The sequence below is a fragment of the Winslowiella iniecta genome (assembly GCF_001267535.1).
Taxonomy (GTDB): domain Bacteria; phylum Pseudomonadota; class Gammaproteobacteria; order Enterobacterales; family Enterobacteriaceae; genus Erwinia; species Erwinia iniecta.
Genome location: NZ_JRXE01000021.1, coordinates 3,431 through 22,280 on the forward strand (window position 1 = coordinate 3,431; position 18,850 = coordinate 22,280).

18 protein-coding genes and 1 tRNA gene are annotated in these 18,850 nt (G+C 52.7%); 13 read left to right on the forward strand and 6 right to left on the reverse strand.

Annotation, left to right across the window (positions count from 1 at the left end):
• Both NG42_RS14945 and NG42_RS14950 read left to right on the forward strand, forming a co-directional pair.
• Positions 1-1,209: hypothetical protein (locus tag NG42_RS14945; RefSeq protein WP_052900350.1), on the forward strand; the 1,209-nt coding region annotated here is incomplete at its 5' end.
• A 179-nt stretch (positions 1,210-1,388) separates the two neighbouring features.
• A complete protein-coding gene (locus tag NG42_RS14950) occupies positions 1,389-2,411 on the forward strand; it encodes an LLM class flavin-dependent oxidoreductase (RefSeq protein ID WP_052900352.1) in 1,023 nt (340 codons plus the stop codon).
• 30 nt (positions 2,412-2,441) lie between these two features.
• Here NG42_RS14950 and NG42_RS14955 read toward each other — a convergent pair whose 3' ends face one another.
• A complete protein-coding gene (locus NG42_RS14955) occupies positions 2,442-3,362 on the reverse strand; it encodes a LysR family transcriptional regulator (protein ID WP_072133258.1) in 921 nt (306 codons plus the stop codon).
• Positions 3,363-3,511: 149 nt separating this feature from the next.
• Here NG42_RS14955 and NG42_RS23565 point away from each other — a divergent pair, with 149 nt between their 5' ends.
• The 5 genes from NG42_RS23565 (at position 3,512) to NG42_RS14980 (ending at position 10,711) form a co-directional block, all read left to right on the forward strand.
• Positions 3,512-5,437: an isocitrate/isopropylmalate family dehydrogenase gene (locus NG42_RS23565; RefSeq protein WP_241488364.1), complete on the forward strand. Its 1,926-nt coding sequence runs from the start codon at positions 3,512-3,514 to the stop codon at positions 5,435-5,437.
• A 2-nt stretch (positions 5,438-5,439) separates the two neighbouring features.
• Entirely contained in the window at positions 5,440-6,318 is an 879-nt protein-coding gene (locus tag NG42_RS14965; protein WP_052900354.1) for a DUF6282 family protein, read from the forward strand.
• Between the two features lie 88 nt (positions 6,319-6,406).
• A complete protein-coding gene (locus tag NG42_RS14970) occupies positions 6,407-7,591 on the forward strand; it encodes a multidrug effflux MFS transporter (RefSeq protein ID WP_072133261.1) in 1,185 nt (394 codons plus the stop codon).
• Positions 7,592-7,993: 402 nt separating this feature from the next.
• A complete protein-coding gene (locus NG42_RS14975) occupies positions 7,994-9,355 on the forward strand; it encodes an MFS transporter (RefSeq protein WP_052900356.1) in 1,362 nt (453 codons plus the stop codon).
• A gap of 90 nt (positions 9,356-9,445) precedes the next feature.
• A complete protein-coding gene (locus NG42_RS14980) occupies positions 9,446-10,711 on the forward strand; it encodes a gallate dioxygenase (protein WP_052900359.1) in 1,266 nt (421 codons plus the stop codon).
• Positions 10,712-10,889: 178 nt separating this feature from the next.
• On the opposite strand, the gene NG42_RS14985 is transcribed toward NG42_RS14980, so the two are convergent.
• A tRNA-Asn gene (locus tag NG42_RS14985) sits at positions 10,890-10,965 on the reverse strand.
• A gap of 100 nt (positions 10,966-11,065) precedes the next feature.
• On the reverse strand, positions 11,066-11,863 hold the full coding sequence (mtfA, locus tag NG42_RS14990) for a DgsA anti-repressor MtfA (protein WP_052900361.1): 798 nt from the start codon (positions 11,861-11,863) through the stop codon (positions 11,066-11,068).
• Positions 11,864-12,247: 384 nt separating this feature from the next.
• Here mtfA and NG42_RS14995 point away from each other — a divergent pair, with 384 nt between their 5' ends.
• Both NG42_RS14995 and NG42_RS15000 read left to right on the forward strand, forming a co-directional pair.
• Positions 12,248-12,952, forward strand: a complete 705-nt coding sequence (locus NG42_RS14995) for a phosphohydrolase (RefSeq protein ID WP_052900363.1) — start codon at positions 12,248-12,250, stop codon at positions 12,950-12,952.
• A 73-nt stretch (positions 12,953-13,025) separates the two neighbouring features.
• The gene (locus tag NG42_RS15000) at positions 13,026-13,289 is read left to right on the forward strand and encodes a hypothetical protein (protein WP_052900366.1); all 264 of its coding nucleotides are present in this window, start codon (positions 13,026-13,028) and stop codon (positions 13,287-13,289) included.
• Between the two features lie 219 nt (positions 13,290-13,508).
• On the opposite strand, the gene NG42_RS15005 is transcribed toward NG42_RS15000, so the two are convergent.
• On the reverse strand, positions 13,509-14,162 hold the full coding sequence (locus NG42_RS15005) for an epoxyqueuosine reductase QueH (protein ID WP_052900368.1): 654 nt from the start codon (positions 14,160-14,162) through the stop codon (positions 13,509-13,511).
• A gap of 191 nt (positions 14,163-14,353) precedes the next feature.
• On the opposite strand from NG42_RS15005, the gene NG42_RS15010 reads away from it, so the two are divergent.
• The 3 genes from NG42_RS15010 to NG42_RS23150 all read left to right on the forward strand — a co-directional run bounded on the left by NG42_RS15010 (position 14,354) and on the right by NG42_RS23150 (position 16,615).
• Positions 14,354-15,766, forward strand: a complete 1,413-nt coding sequence (locus tag NG42_RS15010; RefSeq protein ID WP_052900370.1) for a DNA cytosine methyltransferase — start codon at positions 14,354-14,356, stop codon at positions 15,764-15,766.
• A gap of 39 nt (positions 15,767-15,805) precedes the next feature.
• The gene (locus NG42_RS23145; RefSeq protein WP_206541917.1) at positions 15,806-16,201 is read left to right on the forward strand and encodes an AraC family ligand binding domain-containing protein; all 396 of its coding nucleotides are present in this window, start codon (positions 15,806-15,808) and stop codon (positions 16,199-16,201) included.
• 90 nt (positions 16,202-16,291) lie between these two features.
• Positions 16,292-16,615 carry a helix-turn-helix domain-containing protein gene (locus tag NG42_RS23150; protein ID WP_206541918.1) on the forward strand — a complete coding sequence of 108 codons (324 nt, stop codon included), beginning with the start codon at positions 16,292-16,294 and terminating at the stop codon, positions 16,613-16,615.
• Here the strand turns inward: NG42_RS23150 and NG42_RS15020 are convergent.
• Complete coding sequence (locus NG42_RS15020; protein ID WP_052900372.1) at positions 16,594-17,316, reverse strand: alanine--tRNA ligase-related protein; 723 nt, start codon at positions 17,314-17,316, stop codon at positions 16,594-16,596. The two genes, NG42_RS23150 and NG42_RS15020, sit on opposite strands and share 22 nt — an antisense overlap.
• Before the next feature lie 107 nt (positions 17,317-17,423).
• Between NG42_RS15020 and NG42_RS15025 the strand changes: the two genes are divergently transcribed.
• Positions 17,424-17,891 carry a very short patch repair endonuclease gene (locus NG42_RS15025; RefSeq protein WP_052900374.1) on the forward strand — a complete coding sequence of 156 codons (468 nt, stop codon included), beginning with the start codon at positions 17,424-17,426 and terminating at the stop codon, positions 17,889-17,891.
• A 5-nt stretch (positions 17,892-17,896) separates the two neighbouring features.
• Here the strand turns inward: NG42_RS15025 and yedA are convergent, their stop codons facing one another.
• On the reverse strand, positions 17,897-18,805 hold the full coding sequence (gene yedA, locus NG42_RS15030) for a drug/metabolite exporter YedA (RefSeq protein ID WP_052900376.1): 909 nt from the start codon (positions 18,803-18,805) through the stop codon (positions 17,897-17,899).
• Positions 18,806-18,850 lie beyond the last annotated feature (45 nt).

Genomic DNA, 18,850 nt, shown 5'->3' on the forward strand with positions numbered 1-18,850 from the left:
ATGGCTGTTTTGTTGTCTGGCTGTGATGGTGGTAAATCTGTGGATTCTTTATCCTGCGAGAATCCGCAGATTATTTCTCAGGCGACCGAAAGCCTGACAAAAGACTTATTTAATAACCTGCCAGAAAAACAGCGCGGTTTCTTTAAAGGCTTCGACGATTTTGTCCAGCAGAACCACATCCGGTTTACTTATCAACCTGATGGCAAACCGCAAAGCACTTTCCCCGGCGAATTTAATAATCCTGACGTTAAAGGTTGCGTGTTCTCCTGGACGGCTTCTCCGGTACTGACGAAAGGCAAAAAGGTCAGTGACGAATTCACCGCGACCATTGGGAAAAAGCCTGAAGATAAAAGTCAGCTGTATATCGTCGCCATTCCGCATCAAATGAACGTAGCCAACAGTGCCGAGGGTGAGCCAACTCAGGAGCAGACGGCATTTGATGAGTTTATGTTTGGCGAAGAGCGTCGACAAGCCGCTCAGCAACAGGCTGAACGGGCTGCAAAAGTGAAAGCGGTTAAGGATATTCCGCTAAACCGCTACAGTTATGCAACGGCTGAACAACTGCAACTGGCTTATATCGCACATAATCCGCAGATGACTGACGATGAAAAAATGAGTCTGTTATCGGAAAAATATCGTCAGACGAATGACCCGTTCACCAAACAAGATTTACTCAAATCAGAACTTCCACGGCTGCTGTCAGAAGCAGAAAAATATAAAGATATCCAATATATTAAATATGTTGAGTCTTATCTGACCGACCGCCCGGCGGATGTCCCTGATGATGCGGTGTTTGTTAAAAGTTATACTAAAAGCGGCTTCTATTATCCGGAAAATTATGACTTTGACAAAAAATTATTTACCGTTGAGTCGGGAATGGGCTGTGAGAAAAATGACAGAGCGGCGTGGCGCGGATTTAATCTGACTAATGCCAACGGAAATTATTCTGTCGTGGTGCCGAAAGATAATGTGTTATTAAGCTGCACCAGCATTCCCGCCGATGAAAACCAGGCGCGCGAATGGAGTAAAGTATTCTCTGCGGGCAGTTTCAGAATGTTCCAGGTGCTGTATGTGGCACTGGATAACTGGACGCCGCAAAAAGAAAACGGCGTGGTCAGAAATAATGTGCAGGGTTTGCTGACGCATGTTGAATATCATATTATTGATAATCAAACCTCCAAAGATGTTGTAACAGGTCAGATAAATTAAATTATCAGCCCCTTTGCCGGGGCTTTATTTTTTGGCTTAAGGGGCGTCTGAGCTGAACCATCAGTCGGCAACAGACCGCTTCGCGCCTGTTATGTGCGCTTGAAGTTAATTTTTCTGGCAACAACTGTCGCTTTTTGTCACTGTAACTGACACATGCACAACGCTGGGATCGTTAACCCATGAAAAAGATCGGATTTCTCTCGTTTGGCCACTGGAACCCGTCACCACAGTCCGCGACGCGGTCGGCGGCTGATGCACTCCTGCAATCCATTGATCTCGCCGTCGCCGCAGAAGAACTGGGCGCGGATGGGGCGTATTTCCGCGTGCATCATTTCGCCCGCCAGCTTAGCTCGCCGTTTCCGCTGCTGGCGGCGGTGGGCGCTAAAACCCGGCGTATCGAGATTGGCACCGGCGTGATTGATATGCGCTATGAAAATCCGCTGTATATGGCCGAAGACGCCAGTGCTGCCGACCTGATTTCAGGCGGGCGACTGCAATTGGGTATCAGCCGTGGTTCGCCCGAGCAGGTGATGGATGGCTGGCGCTACTTCGGTTACCAGCCGGCAGAGGGGGAAACTGAGGCGGATATGGCGCGTCGCCATACGGAAGTTCTGCTGGATACCCTGCGTGGCGAAGGTTTTGCCGAGCCAAATCCGCAACCGATGTTCCCCAATCCGCCGGGCTTGCTGCGGGTGGAGCCGTTTTCTGCCGGATTGCGTGAGCGCATCTGGTGGGGTGCGGGCTCTAATGCCACCGCGCAGTGGGCGGCAAAGCTGGGAATGAACCTGCAAAGTTCGACGCTAAAAAATGACGAGACCGGCGAGCCGTTTCATATTCAGCAGGCCAGCCAGATTCGTGCTTATCGTGCTGCCTGGAAAGAAGCAGGGCACCGCCATCAGCCGCGCGTGTCGGTCAGTCGCAGTATCTTTGCGCTACTCGATCAGCGTGATCACGCTTATTTCGGCAATAGCGGCCAGCAGGGAGATCAGGTCGGTTATCTCGATCAGCAGACCCGGGCGATCTTCGGCCGTAGCTACGCGGCTGAACCGGAGGTGCTGATCAAACAGCTGGCACAGGATGAAGCCATTGCTGAGGCCGACACCTTACTGTTAACGGTGCCAAACCAGCTGGGCGTTGAGTATAACGTGCATGTTATTGAGTCGATTCTGAAGCATGTGGCCCCGGGGTTGGGCTGGCGCTGATTGTCGAGCCACCATGCCTGGCGTGACGTATCAGAAATCCTTTAGCGCCGAAAGAATGCGCTGGATCAGCGGCTTGGTATCATTTCTTTTCCACACCGCGTGAATCGAGACTTCCAGTGGGAACCAGGGCAGCTCGACGATCGACACATTAGCCGAGCTAATACGCGCCAGGCTTTTCTGCACAAAGGTGAATCCCAGACCGGCCTCGACGCAGGAGAGTGCCGCCAGCGGGCCGCTGACCTCTAATCTGATATTTGGCGTAAAACCACTGGCGGCGCAGGCGTTAAGCAGGCGAGCGCGCGCTGCGGGATTCAGTCCTTCCTGATCGGCAATCCAGGGTTGATGATCAAGATCTTCAGGTTGCGGAGCGGAGAGGGTCATATTTTTCGGCATGGCGAGAACGATCGGTTCAGAGAACACCTTCCGCTGCTCAAATTCTTCACTGGTCGCCGGTGGCGTGTGCAACAACGCCAAATCCAGTGTTCTGTCTCGCAGGCATTCAATCTGCTGTTTTGAACGGAAACCGTAAAGTCGAATATCAACGTCGGAAGTACAACCGAGACGAGCGAGGGTGTCGGGCAACAGGCGAGAATGAATGGCGGCTTCGACATAGCCAATGTCCAGTCGACCGGCGAGACCTTTCCCCAGATTTTTACCGCGATCTTTTAGCCGGTCATGATGTTTCAGAAAAGCCTGCACTTCACTGAGAAAGTGTTTTCCCTCCGAGGTCAGACGCAGACGTTTTTTTTCACGATGAAACAGTTCGACACCCAGCTCATTTTCCAGCAGCTGTATTTGCCTGCTTAAAGGCGACTGAGAAATATGCAATTTTTCAGCAGCTTGCCCGATATGCTCCAGTTCACCTACCACGGAGAAAGATCGGAGTATTCTTATGTCCACAACAATTTTGGTCTCAAATGTGCCAATTTTTAGTATAGCCGAGCCTGGCATTTATCACCATTATGTTTTAGCACCAACATCTTGAATGAGATGGCGTGGGCGAATGGGGTTATTTCAGTACACCAAAATTCAACAAAAAAAACCTGAAAATGGAACCGGTTCCATTTCATTACAGCAAATTAAAAGGGATGGTTTTAGCGATGCTAAACATAAATGAAATTCGTGTTGAGTCGGGTAAGCCGAATGGGCCACGCGCGGTGATGCTTTCGCCGATGATGGCACAATGGGATCAGGGTGCTTTTTGCCAGCCACTGCTGGATTGGCTCGCCGCTGCCGGTTACAGCGTGGCGGTCTATGACACTGTGGGTCTCTGTAAAGGCACAAAAGATTTGCAGGAAGCCACGGCGATGTGGGCAGACTTTCTGCGGGAACACGAGCCAAAGATTGATCTGCTTATTGGCCAGGCTTACGGTGGTGCCATTGCCCAGCACCTTCTGGCTGACGAACTTGCTTATGTGCCAGCATTTGTCGGTATTTCGGCTCCCACTTATTGCGACGCCAAACTGCGCAATAGTCTGAACGAAGTACTGATTGAACTTACCGAAGTTTCTGCTGAAGCCGGCTTGAAAAAACTGCTCTGGCGCATTCGCCCTGATACCGATAACACCATTCCTGAAGTTGAAGGTGTTGCACCGCAGGGCACCGTGGAAAGGCTTGCGACAGGATTACAACAGCTGCAAGCCGCAGATGCGCGCAGCATTATCGCCAATTATCGTGGCAAAGCATTATGGCTTTATGGCAGTCAGTCCAGGCTGGTCAGTACCATTAATATCGTCCCGGCACCGGCGCGTAAAGATCATCAAAGTGTCATGCTGCCAGAGTGCGGCATGCATCCTTTCCGTGACGTGCCTGATGCTGCGCTGCGTAGCCTCGAAAAATTCCTGCACGAAGACACGTTAAAGAAAAAAGTACTGGTGCTGCCAGGCGACGGCGTTGGCGCAGAAGTTTGTCATGCCGCGCTGCCGGTTTTTAACTTACTGAATCTCCCCGTCACCCTTGAAATTGGCCAAATTGGTTGGGAGTGCTGGCGAAATGGCGCTGAGCCGATTCCGGCAGAAACCTGGCAGAAAATTACCGACGCCGATGCCGTGCTGCTCGGAGCTATAACCAGCAAAGGCAAACAGGATGCTGAAAAAGAGTTGTTGCCTGAGCTACAGGGTAAAAACCACCAATATATTTCTCCATTGATTCAGATGCGCCAAAAGCTGGAGCTGTTTGCCAATATTCGACCGGTTTACAGCCTTAAAGCAGAACAGCGTCCGTTCCGCTGCGTCGTATTACGCGAAAATACCGAAGGTCTTTATTGTGGTCTGGATCGCCGCGGTATTCCCGATGAATATCGCAACTGGGTTAAGCATGCCAACATTGACCGCTCCGGGCATGGCGATGTGGCAATGAGTGTGCGAATCGTAACGCGCTTTGGCCTGGAGCGAATCATTCGTTATGCCTTTGAATATGCGACCAAAAATAATTACAGCAGCGTCACCTGGGCGGATAAGCCCAATGTATTGCGTGAAAGTGGACAGCTTTCCAGCGATATCTTTTGGGAAATCGCGGCGGAATATCCCGCTATTCGCGCTGAAATTCATAACGCGGATGCCGTTGCACTGTGGTTAGTACAGCGTCCTGAGCGTTTCGGTGTGATTGTGGCCGAAAATATGTACGGCGATATTCTTTCCGACCTCGCGGCGGGCGTGATGGGTGGCCTGGGCTTTGCGCCAAGTGCCAATATCGGTGCCGGTACGCCTTATTTCGAACCGGTTCATGGCAGCGCACCGCGTATGGCAAATAGGGGGAAAGCGAACCCGTCTGCGATGTTCCTCACGATTGGTCTGATGCTCGAACATCTGGGCTTTGCCCGCGAGGCTCGTCGAATTAATCAGGCGGTTGCATCAGTGATCAATTCTGGTGAGGCGCTGACCTACGATCTCGGCGGCACCGCCACCACGCTGGAAATGGCCGATAAAATTCTTGAGCGCATTCAGTCCGGTCTGGCGCTGACAAACAGCCGTCATGCTGAGGTTAAGGTGGTCTCAGACTTCATTCACAGCCTGGCAGAGGTATAAATATGAATAACGAATTTATCGCTTACTGGCGAAGCAAGATTTCATTTCTTGATGTCCATTACCACGTTTCGCCCGACACTTTTATCCGTCGGCATAACGTTATCTCGGCCGGAGAGATCTACAAGAGTCTCGGCGGTGCCGTGGTATTGAAGAATCATCTTGGCGACAGTGTCGCGTTAGCCGAGACCGCCAGACTATGCGGATTGCCGGTAATGGGCTCAGTGGTGCTGAATCAGGTGGCGGGTGGACCAAACTGGAAAAGTGTCGAGGAGTCTCTGTGTAAACGGCAGTCCGCGCACAGCGGCAGAATGATTATCCATTTGCCTACAGTGACGGCGGTTCACAATAAGAATAAGGTCGATCGTACGCTATCCAATCAATACTGTGCCGATGCGCGGGCGCAGGGGGTGTCGATTAGCGATGAAAGTGGGGCGTTACGCAAGGAAGTGATCGAAATCTTGCATATGGCGCGGGATAATCCGGTGGTGATTTCCAGTGGTCACACTTCTCGTTCAGAAACACTGACGCTGATTGAGATGGCCGACAAGATTGGCGTGCCGCGTCTGATGCTTAACCAGCCGGCTAACCCGATGACCGGCTTGTCATCTAAAGACCTGGCTAATCTGGCTGGCGCGGAGTGGTTGTTTATCGAGCAGACTGCGCTTACTTATCTGCTCGGCTGGCAGACATGGGAAGACTACAGCCAGGTGCTCGGTGAAATTCCGAACGTGGTTTACAGTTCTGACCTTGGCCAGACCAGCCAGCCGGACCTGCCGGAATGGCATCGTCAAAGCCTTGCCTGGTTTGACGAAATGGGTCTTTCGTCAGCACGCAGGGATGCTATCTGGCTAGACAACCCGCTGAAAATGCTGGCTCCATAGACAACGATGCCGCCGGGTTTTCAGTCATCACGGCGGCCTCAAACAGAGAAAGAACATGAAAGAAGTGATAAAGAATCGTTCCCTCCTGATGTGCGCAGTCGTCATGATGTTGGTGCTTAGCCTTTTCTCAAGCGATATTTTTCTTCCCGCACTGCCGGAAATTGCCCGTCAATTCAATGTCACGCCGAGCCAGGGGCAGAAAATGCTGGGGTATTTCCTGTTCGGCGTTGCGCTGATGCAGCTGATTTATGGCCCCTTGTCTGACAGCGTTGGCCGCAAACGACTGTTAGTGTTTGGCACTTCACTGTTTATTGTGGCGACTTTCGCCATCAATTTTGCCCGCAGCTTCGATCAGGTGCTGGCGCTGCGTATGATTCAGGCGGTGGGTGCCAGCGCCAGTATCGTGCTGGGCAGGGCGATCATTGGTGATCTTTTCTCAAAAGAAGAAGCCGGTAAAATCTTTTTAACCATTTTCCCGATAGTCGGCATGTCGCCGGCACTGGCACCGATGATTGGTGGGCAGATCGCTAATGTTTTTGGCTGGCAGGCCTGCTTTATTTTCGCCGGATTGTTCGGCATCGTGCTGCTGGGCCTCACGCTGACCGTGGTGCCCGAGACGCTGCCGCCTGCCAAACGTAATCCCCTGTCAGCAATCGATGTCGCACAGAGCTATACCAATCTGCTGATGTCTCGTCGTTTCTGGCACTATGCGCTGGTACCCTGCATTGCCTACGCCGTTTTCTATGCGTATATCGCCGAGTCTCCTTTCCTGCTGCTGAAGCAGGGCGTCTCCGATAAAGTGATTGGCTTTACCTATCTGAGCCTCTCGCTCACTTATGTGACGGGCAACCTGATTGCGCGCTGGAGTATGTCGAAAGGATTCACGCTGGACAGAGCGCTGGCGACCGGTTACACCATTTTTGCCGCTGGCGGGATCATGATGTTCCTGACCACCTGGATCGCACCCAATTTTTCCGCCGGTTCGATTGCCGCCATCTCTGTGATGACCTTAGGCAACGGATTCCTGCTGCCGCTTGGCACCAGCGGTGCGGTCACGGCTGTGCCATCCTGCGCGGGTTCTGCCTCTGGCCTGATGGGAGCAATGCAGATTGGCGCGGCGGCGATCATTGCCGGTATTATCGGTCCGCTGTCTGGTCATAATCCGCAGACCTTCGGGATGATCGTTTTCATTGTTGCAATGGCTGGCTTCTTTATTTTCCAGGCCACACGACATCTCTGTTACCGAGCCGATATCCGTCAACAACACTCCTGAATACAGCGATAACCAGGTTAAATCAGGTCGCTATGGCGATCTGATTTAACCTGAGCGATATAGCGGCAAAGTAATGATTTAATGATAGCAATGAAATGAAAAGTTAAGTTCAAATTATAAACTAATGATGGCCTTATTAAATAATTCCTTAAACTTCCAGGCTGAGTCTTAGCGCCAAATTTACCGTTGCGAATCTGGAAAAATAAATGCACGTCTGATACCCACCGGTGTCAGGCGATGTGCGGGTTAGCTTCAGTATTATTTAATGTGCGTAGTGTTAATTTTTTAGCGTATTTTTTGACTTGTTTTAAGTCATCACTCTGCGTGCATCGAGCGATATCATCACGGCGAAGTTTTAAGGGGTTATTTGGCTGCCTGGTAATAAAAAAGAGAACACACAGCATGAGTCAGAATAATATTGTCGATGTAAAGGCCTGGATAGATGAGCGTCCGGTTTCCGGCTTTCAATGGCTGCTTTTGTCACTATGTTTCATCATCATTATGTTTGACGGCTACGATGCTATTGCCATGGGCATCATCGCGCCCGCGCTGATGGAAGACTGGGGAATGCCTCAGGGAGCGATGGGGACGATTCTCGGTGCCTCCATGTTTGGCGTGGCTATCGGGGCGCTGGTGGCCGGGCCTTATGCCGACCGGTTTGGCCGCAAACGTATCCTGTTGATTTCCATACTCTGTTTCGCATCCTTCAGCTTGCTTAGCACGTTCGCCCGCACGCCGATGGAAATGGCAAGTGTGCGTTTTCTGGCTGGGTTGGGTATTGGTGCGGTTATGCCGAATACCGTGACGCTGGTAGCCGAGTATATGCCAGAGCGACGCCGCAGCCTGATGATTACCATAATGTATAGCGGTTTCAATATCGGGTCCGGGTTGGGCGGGTTTGTGGCGGCGGGTATGCTGCCGCACTACGGCTGGAAATCCGTGCTGTTTTCCGGTGGCGTCTTGCCGTTGCTGATGTTGCCACTGCTTATCCGCAGCCTGCCAGAATCCATCCTGTATATGGTGGCGCGCAACGTGGCCAAAGAAAAAATCGAAAATGTGCTGCGCCGGGCGGGTGGGGTATTTTCGCGCGAGACGCAATTTACTGTGCGATCGCCGGAGATTCAGCATAAAGCCAGCATAGTTCAGTTATTAACGCCGGGTTATGCCAGAGGCACATTGGTATTGTGGCTGACCTATTTTATGGGGCTGTTTGTTATCTACCTGCTGAATGGCTGGTTGCCGACCATTATGCATAACAGCGGCTTCTCACTGGAGCGTACCGCCATCATCGCCGGTCTGTTCCAGCTGGGCGGCACCTTTGGCGGTCTGATGGTCGGCGGGCTGATGGACAAATACATGGCGCGCCGGGTCATCGCGATCTTCTATCTGGCTGGGATGGCCTGCCTGCTGTTGCAGGGCATCGGCAACTTTGGCCCGACCACGCTGGCGGTTTTGGTGTTCTTCAGCGGCGTCTGTATTAACGGAGCACAAACTGGTTTGCAGGCGTTTTCTCCGGCATTTTATCCGACGGAAATCCGTGCCACCGGGGTGTGCTGGATGCACGGCATCGGACGCATGGGCGCGATTATCAGTTCCTCGACCGGCGGCATCCTGCTTGGCCTGTTCTCCGGTGAAAACGTGATTTTCCTGGTGCTGGCGCTACCGGCATTGCTGGCTGGGCTAAGTATTTTGATGCATCGCGCGGCACACAGCCGCGAAATGATTAAACCCGTCGACTCTGATTATCTGCCGGACGTGTTATGACCTGGCAATATACCGCTTAAACACAGAACCTTTATTCCTGAAGGATCAACACCTTCAGCCCTGACAAAATGCAGTACTGAGGTAAACAGAATGGCCAGAATTATCGGCGGATTAGCCGTTTCACATACTCCCACTATTGGTTTTGCCGTCGACCATAATAAGCAACAGGATAGCGCGTGGTCGCCCATTTTCGACAGCTTCGCACCGATGCAAAAATGGCTGGAGGAGAAAAAGCCTGACGTGATGATCTATGTGTTTAACGATCACGTCACCTCCTTCTTCTTCGACCATTATTCTGCTTTTACGCTGGGCATCGATGACAGCTATAGCGTCGCCGACGAAGGCGGTGGTGCTCGCAGTCTGCCTGCAATAAAAGGTCACGCCGCATTGTCACAGCACATTGGTGCCAGCCTGATGGCCGATGAGTTTGATATGTCCTTTTTTATGGACAAGCCATTGGATCACGGCCTGTTTTCACCGCTTTCCGCGCTGATGCCGCATAACGAAAATGGCTGGCCGGCGCAGATTGTTCCGCTACAAATTGGCGTGCTGCAATTCCCGATTCCTACCGCTCGCCGGTGTTATAAGCTCGGACAGGCACTGCGCCGTGCAACAGAAAGCTTCCCGGAAGATCTGAAAGTGGTGATTGTCGCCACCGGTGGAGTGTCTCACCAGGTTCATGGCGAGCGCTGCGGTTTTAACAATCCTGAATGGGACGAGCAGTTTGTCGATATGCTGGTTAACGATCCGCAGCGTCTGACTGAAATGACGATTGCAGAATATGCCACACTCAGCGGCATGGAAGGTTCTGAAGAGATTATGTGGCTGGTGATGCGTGGGGCGCTGTCAGCTAACGTTGAAAAACTGCACCATGCTTACTATCTGCCCTCGATGACCGGTATCGCGACACTGGTACTGGAGAATAAATCGCGTGAAGCGCCTGTCGACGTTCAGCAACGCCAGCGCGATAAAATTGCTTTGCAAATGGCGGGCGTTGAAAAGCTCGAAGGGACTTATCCATTTACTCAGGCTCGCAGCCTGAAGGCATTGCGCATCAACCGTTTCCTGCATCGCCTGATTCAGCCCGCCTGGCGTGAGCGCTTCCTGAGCGCGCAGCAGGCGATGTTTGATGAAAACAAACTGACCAGTGATGAGCAAACTATGTTGCGCGATCTCGACTGGCGTTCACTGATTCAGTATGGCGTCAGTTTCTTCCTGCTGGAGAAACTGGGCGCGGTGGTGGGCGTATCGAATCTGCATATTTATGCGGCAATGCGCGGCGAAACGCTGGAAGAATTTCAGAAAACGCGTAACCAGCAGGTGCTGTATTCGGTGGCAGGAAAAGCGAAAACCTGAGTATTACTCACCTGCTGAAAACAGCTCTTTCCGCTATCTAAACGCATCCATTTCCTCAATATTGCCCCTCGGGGCAATAGCCGTTTTCGCGGATAAACAGCGTTAACCGCAGCGGAAGGGGTTAGGGGCTAAAATGCAAAAAGCCCGCTCAGGTTTCCCTGAGCGGGCTTCTTAAATATGGCTCCCCTGACTGGACTTGAACCAGTGACATACGGATTAACAGTCCGCCGTTCTACCGACTGAACTACAGAGGAATTGTTGGAACGGGGCGAATATTAGCGAGTGGCTGTAAGCCTGTCAACAGCAAAAAACAGTTTAGCTTTCAACTGGCTGCGTTTACAGCAATGCGTTCGCTTAGTGAGCAGTTTCGCCGTTATCAGGTTGCTGCTGCCAGTTTTCGAGGCGCTTTAGCGGATCCTGAAGATAAAACTGTGTAAAGCGCTGATAAACAGCAGGAAAGCGACTGTTTAACAGCTCGGGCGCACTGAAGAAGTATTCAGAGAGCACCGCAAAGCATTCCGCCGGATCGCTGGCGGCATAAGCATCAATGGTTGCGCCATTTTCACCGACCAGATCGATCTCATCCTGAATCGCGTTCATCGCCGCATGCAGATCCTGCTCCCAGGCAGCAACGCTGCGCAGGGGAATGGCCGGTACGCCGTTGGCATGGTCGCTGCCACGCGAATCCAGCTTATGCGCCACTTCATGCACAATCAGGTTAAAGCCAGAGAGATCGAAAGAGTCCTGAATATCCAGCCAGTTAAGCACCACTGGCCCCTGTTGCCAGCTCTGGCCGGAGTGCACGCTGCGTTCGCGGTGCACCAGGCCAAAATCATCCTGCCACTCGTCATCAACCACAAACGGGGCAGGGTAGATCATCACTTCGTGAAAGCCATCCAGCCAGTCGAGGCCGAGTTTTAATACCGGCAGACAGAACAGCAACGCAATGCGCGCGCTGCGCAGATCGTCAAGCGCAAAATCTTGTAGTGGCACCAGGCGTTTTTGCTGCAGAAAGCGTTGAGCTGTCGTCGTCAGGGCCTGGGCTTCGGCCGGACTCAGCGAGGAAAACAGCGGGATCGCCAGCGCTTCCTGCCAGGGTAGCGATGAAAATTGTTGATGTTCAGCGTTTCCTTTCCACGGCCATTTGATCATTGCGCTTCTCACTGTGGTTACCCGCCTGCGATTCTGACTTATGTAATACTAGCCGACATTCAATCACTTACTGCCAGAAATGTCTGTGATTGGCGCCGCAATGTCAGTCAAAGGGACGCAATATCGCTGACACTGATTATGCTGACGTGTCATCAGCAGAATCAACTGCTATAACTTGATAAGGATCTCGTTTTATCTAAAGGGGTTACACAACTTGCAACAAGAGCGAGTTACATGTCATAAAAGTGTTATCATTTTTCGCTTATAACCCCACTGACGAGAGTGAAAAGCCGCGCATCGCCATCAGCCGGTGTCATGCAGCTTAGCGTTAGATGTTGAGAGTGCTGCAAACAAGCTAACTATAGGGAGAAGTCTATGTCGTCTATGTCGCTTGAAACCTGGCAATCGCGATTTGAAACCTGGCTCAATCAAAACTGGGCGCAGGATGATAAAGCCCATGACGTGGCGCATCTGCGTCGGGTATGGAAAACGGCGCAGCAGATAATGCAGGGTACGGATGCCAATCCAATGGTGGTGCTGGCCGCCAGCTATTTTCATGATGTGGTTAACCTGCCGAAAAATCACCCTGAACGTCATCTGGCATCCAGCCAGGCGGCAGTTGAAACGCGGCGTATTTTGCTGGAGGCGTTTCCTGATTTCCCTGGCAACCTGCACGATGAGATCGCCCATGCGGTGCATGCTCACAGCTTCAGTGCCGGTATTGCGCCGCGCACGCTGGAAGCCAAAATTGTTCAGGATGCTGACCGCCTTGAATCGCTGGGCGCAATTGGTTTAGCGCGAGTGTTTTACACTTCGGGTGCGCTGGGGCGTCCGTTATTTGACAGCCAGGACCCGTTAGGCAAAGAGCGTGAGCTGGATGATACCCACTGGACGCTGGACCATTTCCAGAAAAAACTTTTTACTCTGCCGGATACGATGCAAACCGTTGAAGGGAAGCGGCTGGCGAAACACAATGTCGCGTTTCTGGTGACCTTTGTGGCGAAACTGTGCGCTGAATTGCAGGGCGATCTCTGCGCGCTGGATGAGTCGGTGCTGCGTGATTTCACCCCGCGCGAGGCCGAATATTAAATTTTTGTGAACGTCTTTCTAAAATATTTAACCTGAGCTAACGTGGGTGAGACTATAATCAGGAGAATCAGGTATGACAGGCACCGTGAGTTTGACGATTAAGATCGATCCCGCGTTAAAAGAAACCTTGAAAAGCTTCGCTATTGAACACAATACGACCCTGAGCGATGAAGTTTGTCAGCGTTTGCAGTCCAGCTTGGGCACCTCTCAACCTCCAGCCATTGACAGCCAGCACACTGAAGAACACAGCGAAAGTGAAGAGGCGTCATTGCAATTAACCAGCAGCGAATTAAAACAAATTCGTGCATTGCTGAAAAAACAGAAAAAGAAAAAATAACCTCACGCTTTATTTTTTCCTGGGAAGGCGTTTTTCGGCTAATGCTGATGGTTAAGTAAAAAGCACCGGATTTTCTGGAATATCGTAGCGGAGTCGTTTTCGGCTCCCGTCCTGATGGCAGGCAGGCTGCTAACCTTCGGCACGGGCGGCGAGAACGCCGCCTCTACAGCAGCATCGGCACCAGACGTTTTCGCCGCCCCTGGAGGAATAAGGCATCAGTTACTCATCGTCACCGTAATAGAGTACGCCGAGCTTAATTAATGGCCGACCTTGCGATTTACGATGCAGGTTGCTGTCTCGTAATGAATAAACGCAGCCGCAATACTCCTGTTGATAAAAACGTTCGCGCTTGCTGATCTCAATCATGCGTGACGATCCGCCTTGTTTGCGCCAGTTGTAATCCCAGTAAACCATATCAGGATAGGGCGCGGCGGCGCGTTCACCACAGTCATTAATCTGCTGCATGTTTTTCCAGCGCGAAATACCCAGCGAACTGGAAATCACCGAAAAGCCATTTTCCCAGGCGTACAGCGCGGTGCGTTCGAAACGCATATCAAAACACATGGTACAGCGCACGCCGCGCTCCGGCTCCCACTCCATGCCTTTGGCACGTTCAAACCAGTTATCGGTATCATAATCCGCATCGACAAAAGGTACGCCGTGCTGCTCGGCAAAGCGGATATTTTCCTCTTTGCGCAGCAAATACTCTTTCTGCGGATGGATATTCGGGTTGTAGAAAAAGATCGTGTAATCAATACCGGAAGCCTGAATCGCTTCCATTACTTCACCCGAACAGGGGGCGCAGCAGGAGTGCAGCAGCAGTTTGTCCGCGCCATTGGGTAAGGTTAGCGGGGTACGTTGCAGTTCGCTCATCTGGATGGCTCCATAATAAAAAACAGGGCAAGTTTAGGAGTCCGCTAAACAAATGTCATCCCCTGGGGGCGATTAATCTGCGCGGTATAGCGGGTAAGCTGCTGAAAAATGACAGTTAGCGCCAATTCTGTCTCATACTGGGTCAATGAAGTGATAGACTGGCACCAGACTATCCCAAATTAAGCAGCCTTATGAGTGAATTTGATACCGTCGCGGGGCAGCTGGCAGAACTGGCACGCCAGCAGCAACAGCAGAAGAGTGAGCAGGATCGCCAGCTGTTACAGCGGGTGCTGGAAATTTACGATCAGAAGACCATCGCCAGCCTGCTGCGTAAAGTCAGTCAGCATGAGTGGACGCGCGAATCGCTGAATCGCTGGCTGAACGGTAAAAGTGTCGCGAAATCCCTGACCGAAACGGAAGTCAGCATGCTGGAAAAAATGCTGCCTGAACCGCCGTTACACCATCCTGACTATGCGTTTAAGTTTATCGATCTTTTCGCCGGTATTGGCGGTATTCGCAGTGGTTTCGAAGCCATTGGCGGCCAGTGTGTCTTTACCAGTGAGTGGAACAAGCACGCGGTGCGTACCTACAAAGCCAACTGGTATTGCGATGAGCAAACGCACCGGTTTAACCAGGATATTCGCGATATTACCCTCAGTGGCAGGGCGGATGTCAGCGAGCAGCAAGCCTATCAACATATCGACCAGCAGATCCCCGATCACCATGTGCTGCTGGCCGGTTTTCCCTGTCAGCCCTTTTCGCTGGCGGGTGTTTCAAAAAAAAATGCGCTGGGCCGCGCCCATGGCTTTGAGTGCGAAGCGCAGGGTACGCTGTTTTTCGATGTGGCACGGATAATCACCGCAAAAAAGCCGGCGATCTTTGTACTGGAAAACGTCAAAAACCTGAAAAGTCATGACAAGGGCAAAACTTTCCGCATTATTATGGAAACCCTTGATGAGCTGGGCTATGAGGTGGCGGATGCCGCCGTCAGCGGCAAGGACGATCCAAAAATAGTCGACGGGCAACATTTTCTGCCGCAGCACCGTGAGCGTATCGTGCTGGTGGGATTCCGCCGTGACTTGCAGTTGTCAGCAGGTTTCAGCCTGAGCAAGCTCAGCCAGCTGTATCCACAACAGCGTAAAACCATTGGCGAATTGCTGGAACCGTCGGTAGAGGCCAAATATATTCTTAGCCCAACCCTGTGGAAATATCTCTATCAGTACGCCAAAAAGCATCAGGCCAGAGGTAACGGTTTTGGCTATGGACTGGTCGATCCGGCACGCAGCAATGGCGTGGTGCGAACCTTATCTGCGCGCTACTACAAAGATGGCTCAGAAATTCTGATCGATCGCGGCTGGGATCGCGAGCTGGGAGAAGTGGATTTTGACCATGCTGAGAATCAGCAGCGTCGTCCGCGCCGCCTGACGCCGCGTGAATGCGCCCGCCTGATGGGTTTTGAAAGTGTCGACGGCAAAGCGTTTCGTATTCCGGTTTCGGATACCCAGGCTTACCGCCAGTTCGGCAATTCAGTGATTGTACCGGCCTTTGCCGCGGTCGCGCAGCTATTGCGGCCGTGGATAATCGAAGCCACGAAGAAAGTCTGATTGCCGGTTTGCGTTGTCGCCTGAATGAACGAGGAAGAAATGCAGCAGCAGGTTCGCTACTATCGTCCGGCAGCGATGCCGGGTTTGGTGTTAGGTGAGGCGCGTTTTTCTGACTTTAGTTTTGCGCCGCATTACCATCTGGATTATCACATCGGCGTAATTGCCGGTGGCGTGCAGCGTCAGCGTTTCGGCGGACGCTCAGAATTGCTGGGAGCCGGGCGTATTTCAGTGATGCCGCCTGGCGAGGTGCATACCGGCTGTCGGGAAGGGGAAAACGCCTATACGCTGCGTACCTTCCGCATCCGGCCTGAGCTGATGCATAGCCTGGCGCAAGAGATTGCCGGTAAGCCGGTTGAGCTGGCATTTGGCGGAGCGATGCTGATGGCACCGCAACTGAGCCCATTTCTGCTGGCGTTACATCAGCACTCAACCTAACGCACACTGCCGGATGAACAGCTGCTGAAGGCGTTTGAGGCACTATTTGTCCGGCTGAATACCCTTAAACCGCAGCAGGTTAACGGCGGCTTGTCGTCGGGTGATTTTCAGCGAGTGCGGGATTACTGCTATGCCAACCTTGCCGAGCCGGTCACGTTGCAACAGCTGGCGGCGCTCTGCCAGCTGAGCCAGTTCCAGTTTTTACGCCGCTTTAGCCAGCACACCGGTATGACGCCGCATGCCTGGCTGACGCGATTGCGGCTGGAGATCGCCTGCGGGTTGCTGGCGCATGAGAATAAACAGATTGCAGCGCTGGCCGCCGCAGTCGGATTTTATGATCAAAGCCATTTTAATCGCGCTTTTCGCCAGGCCTATGGCGTCACGCCATCCGTTTACCGATCGGCAAAAGCATAGCTGATGCGCACGCCATCTTTCACTTTAATTTTCGTCAGTTGCAGCTGTTGTAGCTGACGAGTTTCGGCCACATGAGTGCCGCCGCAGGCAAACGGGCGATAGTCGCCGATAGTGACCAGCCGGATCTCATCGGTTTGCGGAATCGCCGCCGCCAGTTCAGGGCGTAATTCGGCAATATACGCAAAGTTGCTACTGTTGATACTGACGGCCAGCCCGGCATCGATATCTGCCGCCACTTGCTCACGCACCTGTTGCAGAAAACTCTGCGCATCGCCGTTAAGTTCTCCGGCGAAAGCCACCCAGGCACCCGGCAGAAAATGGTGTCCCCTGGCTGGCACTAATCCGGGCATCAGGGTTTCCACCACGTGGGAAATCAGGTGTCCGGCAGTGTGGGCACGTGACGCCAGCAGGCGAAAACCGGCATCGATGGTCAGTGCCACCCGGTCACCAGGCTGAAACGCGTCGCTACCGCCGGTAAGGTAGTGACGCACTTCGCCATCGCGCAGTAATACCTGTGGGCAGCTAAACTGTTGTTGGTTAAGCTGTACGGTGCCGCGATCGGACATCTGTCCGCCACCCTGCGGATAAAATACCGTGCTGTCCACCAGCAGGTAATCGCCTTTATCATCGCGGCCGCTGCCAGTGATGTGGGTATGGCAGCTAACGGCATCCGGCTGGGTACGGTAAATTAATTCAGTCATAACAGGCTCTCGGTTATTTACAGACCGACTCACCATGCCAGCAATAGTTAGCCGGCGCTTGTAAAAAATTGCAGGGGTCAGGGTTTAACCGGGTAACAGGAGGTTCGATGGCCGATGTTCATTCTGCGGCGATTCGCAGCAAAAATATGCGCGCGATTCGCACCGAAAATACCGCGATTGAAAAGCGGCTGGCGCACTTGCTGGAGGCGCTGGGCTTCAGCTATCAGGTTCAGGACAAAACGCTGGCCGGCCGGCCGGATTTTGTGCTGGCAGAGCAGCGGACGATTATTTTCGTCCACGGCTGTTTCTGGCACCATCATCACTGCTATCTGTTCAAAGTACCGGCAACGCGCAGTGAATTCTGGCTGGAAAAAATCGGCCGAAACGTGGCGCGCGATCGACGCGATATCGCCACGCTGACCGCCGAAGGATGGCAGGTATTGGTGGTCTGGGAGTGCGCGTTACGCGGTAAACTTCGGCTGGATGATGAGGCCATCCATTCACGCCTTGAGGAGTGGATTATTGCCGGAAACGGTAATGCCGAGATTGATCATCAGGGCATTCACCGTTTCTGAGCGACTCAGCTCAGCGATTTAATGCGCGGTTTTGCCGGAAACAGATATTTACCCAGCGTCACCAGTACCACCGCAAAGATAATAATCGCCAGCGCCAGCCATTCCCGTGTCGACAGCGTTTCATTGGCAAAGCTCGTGCCGAGCAATACTGCGACCACCGGATTGACATAGGCATAACTGGTCGCCACCGCCGGGCTGACGTTGCGAATCAGGTACATATAGGCATTAATGGCAATAATCGAGCCGAAAATGATCAGAAAGCCGAGGGCTAATATGCCCTGTAAATCGGGCAGTGCCTGCAACTTTTCACCGCTGATGCCGCTAACCACCAGCAGCACCACGCCCGCGGCCAGCATCTCAATTGCCGCCGCCATCGCCCCTTTCGGCAGCTCAATACGCGAACCCCACACCGAGCCAAATGCCCAGCTGACGGCGGCCAGCAGGATCATCATTGCTCCCCACGGGTTACCGCTTAAATGACCACCGCTGTTGAGTAACACGATGCCGCTGAGTCCGACGGCGATCCCCAGCCACTCAATCCAGCGCGTGGCGATGCCAAACAGCTGGCTGAAGCACAGCGCGAACAGCGGAACGGTGGCGACCATTACCGCCGCCAGACCCGATGGTACATGCTGATGCTCGGCAAGGGTCACCAGTCCGTTGCCTATCGCCAGCAACAGCACGCCGACAATCGCCGCATTGAGCATCGCCCGGCGGCCCGGCATCGGATGCCCGCGCAGCTTTAAAAAGCTGAACAGAATGATACCGGCAATTAAAAAGCGTAACCCGGCCATCATCATTGGCGGCCAGCTTTCGACGCCAAGACGAATCACCAGGTAGGTGGATCCCCAGATGATATACAGGGTGAATAACGAAGCGACTAACAGTACGACAGGAGCGGCGAGGCGTGGCATGGTGCTGGCTCAGGCAAATTTATCAGGCGTTTACACTACCGCTAA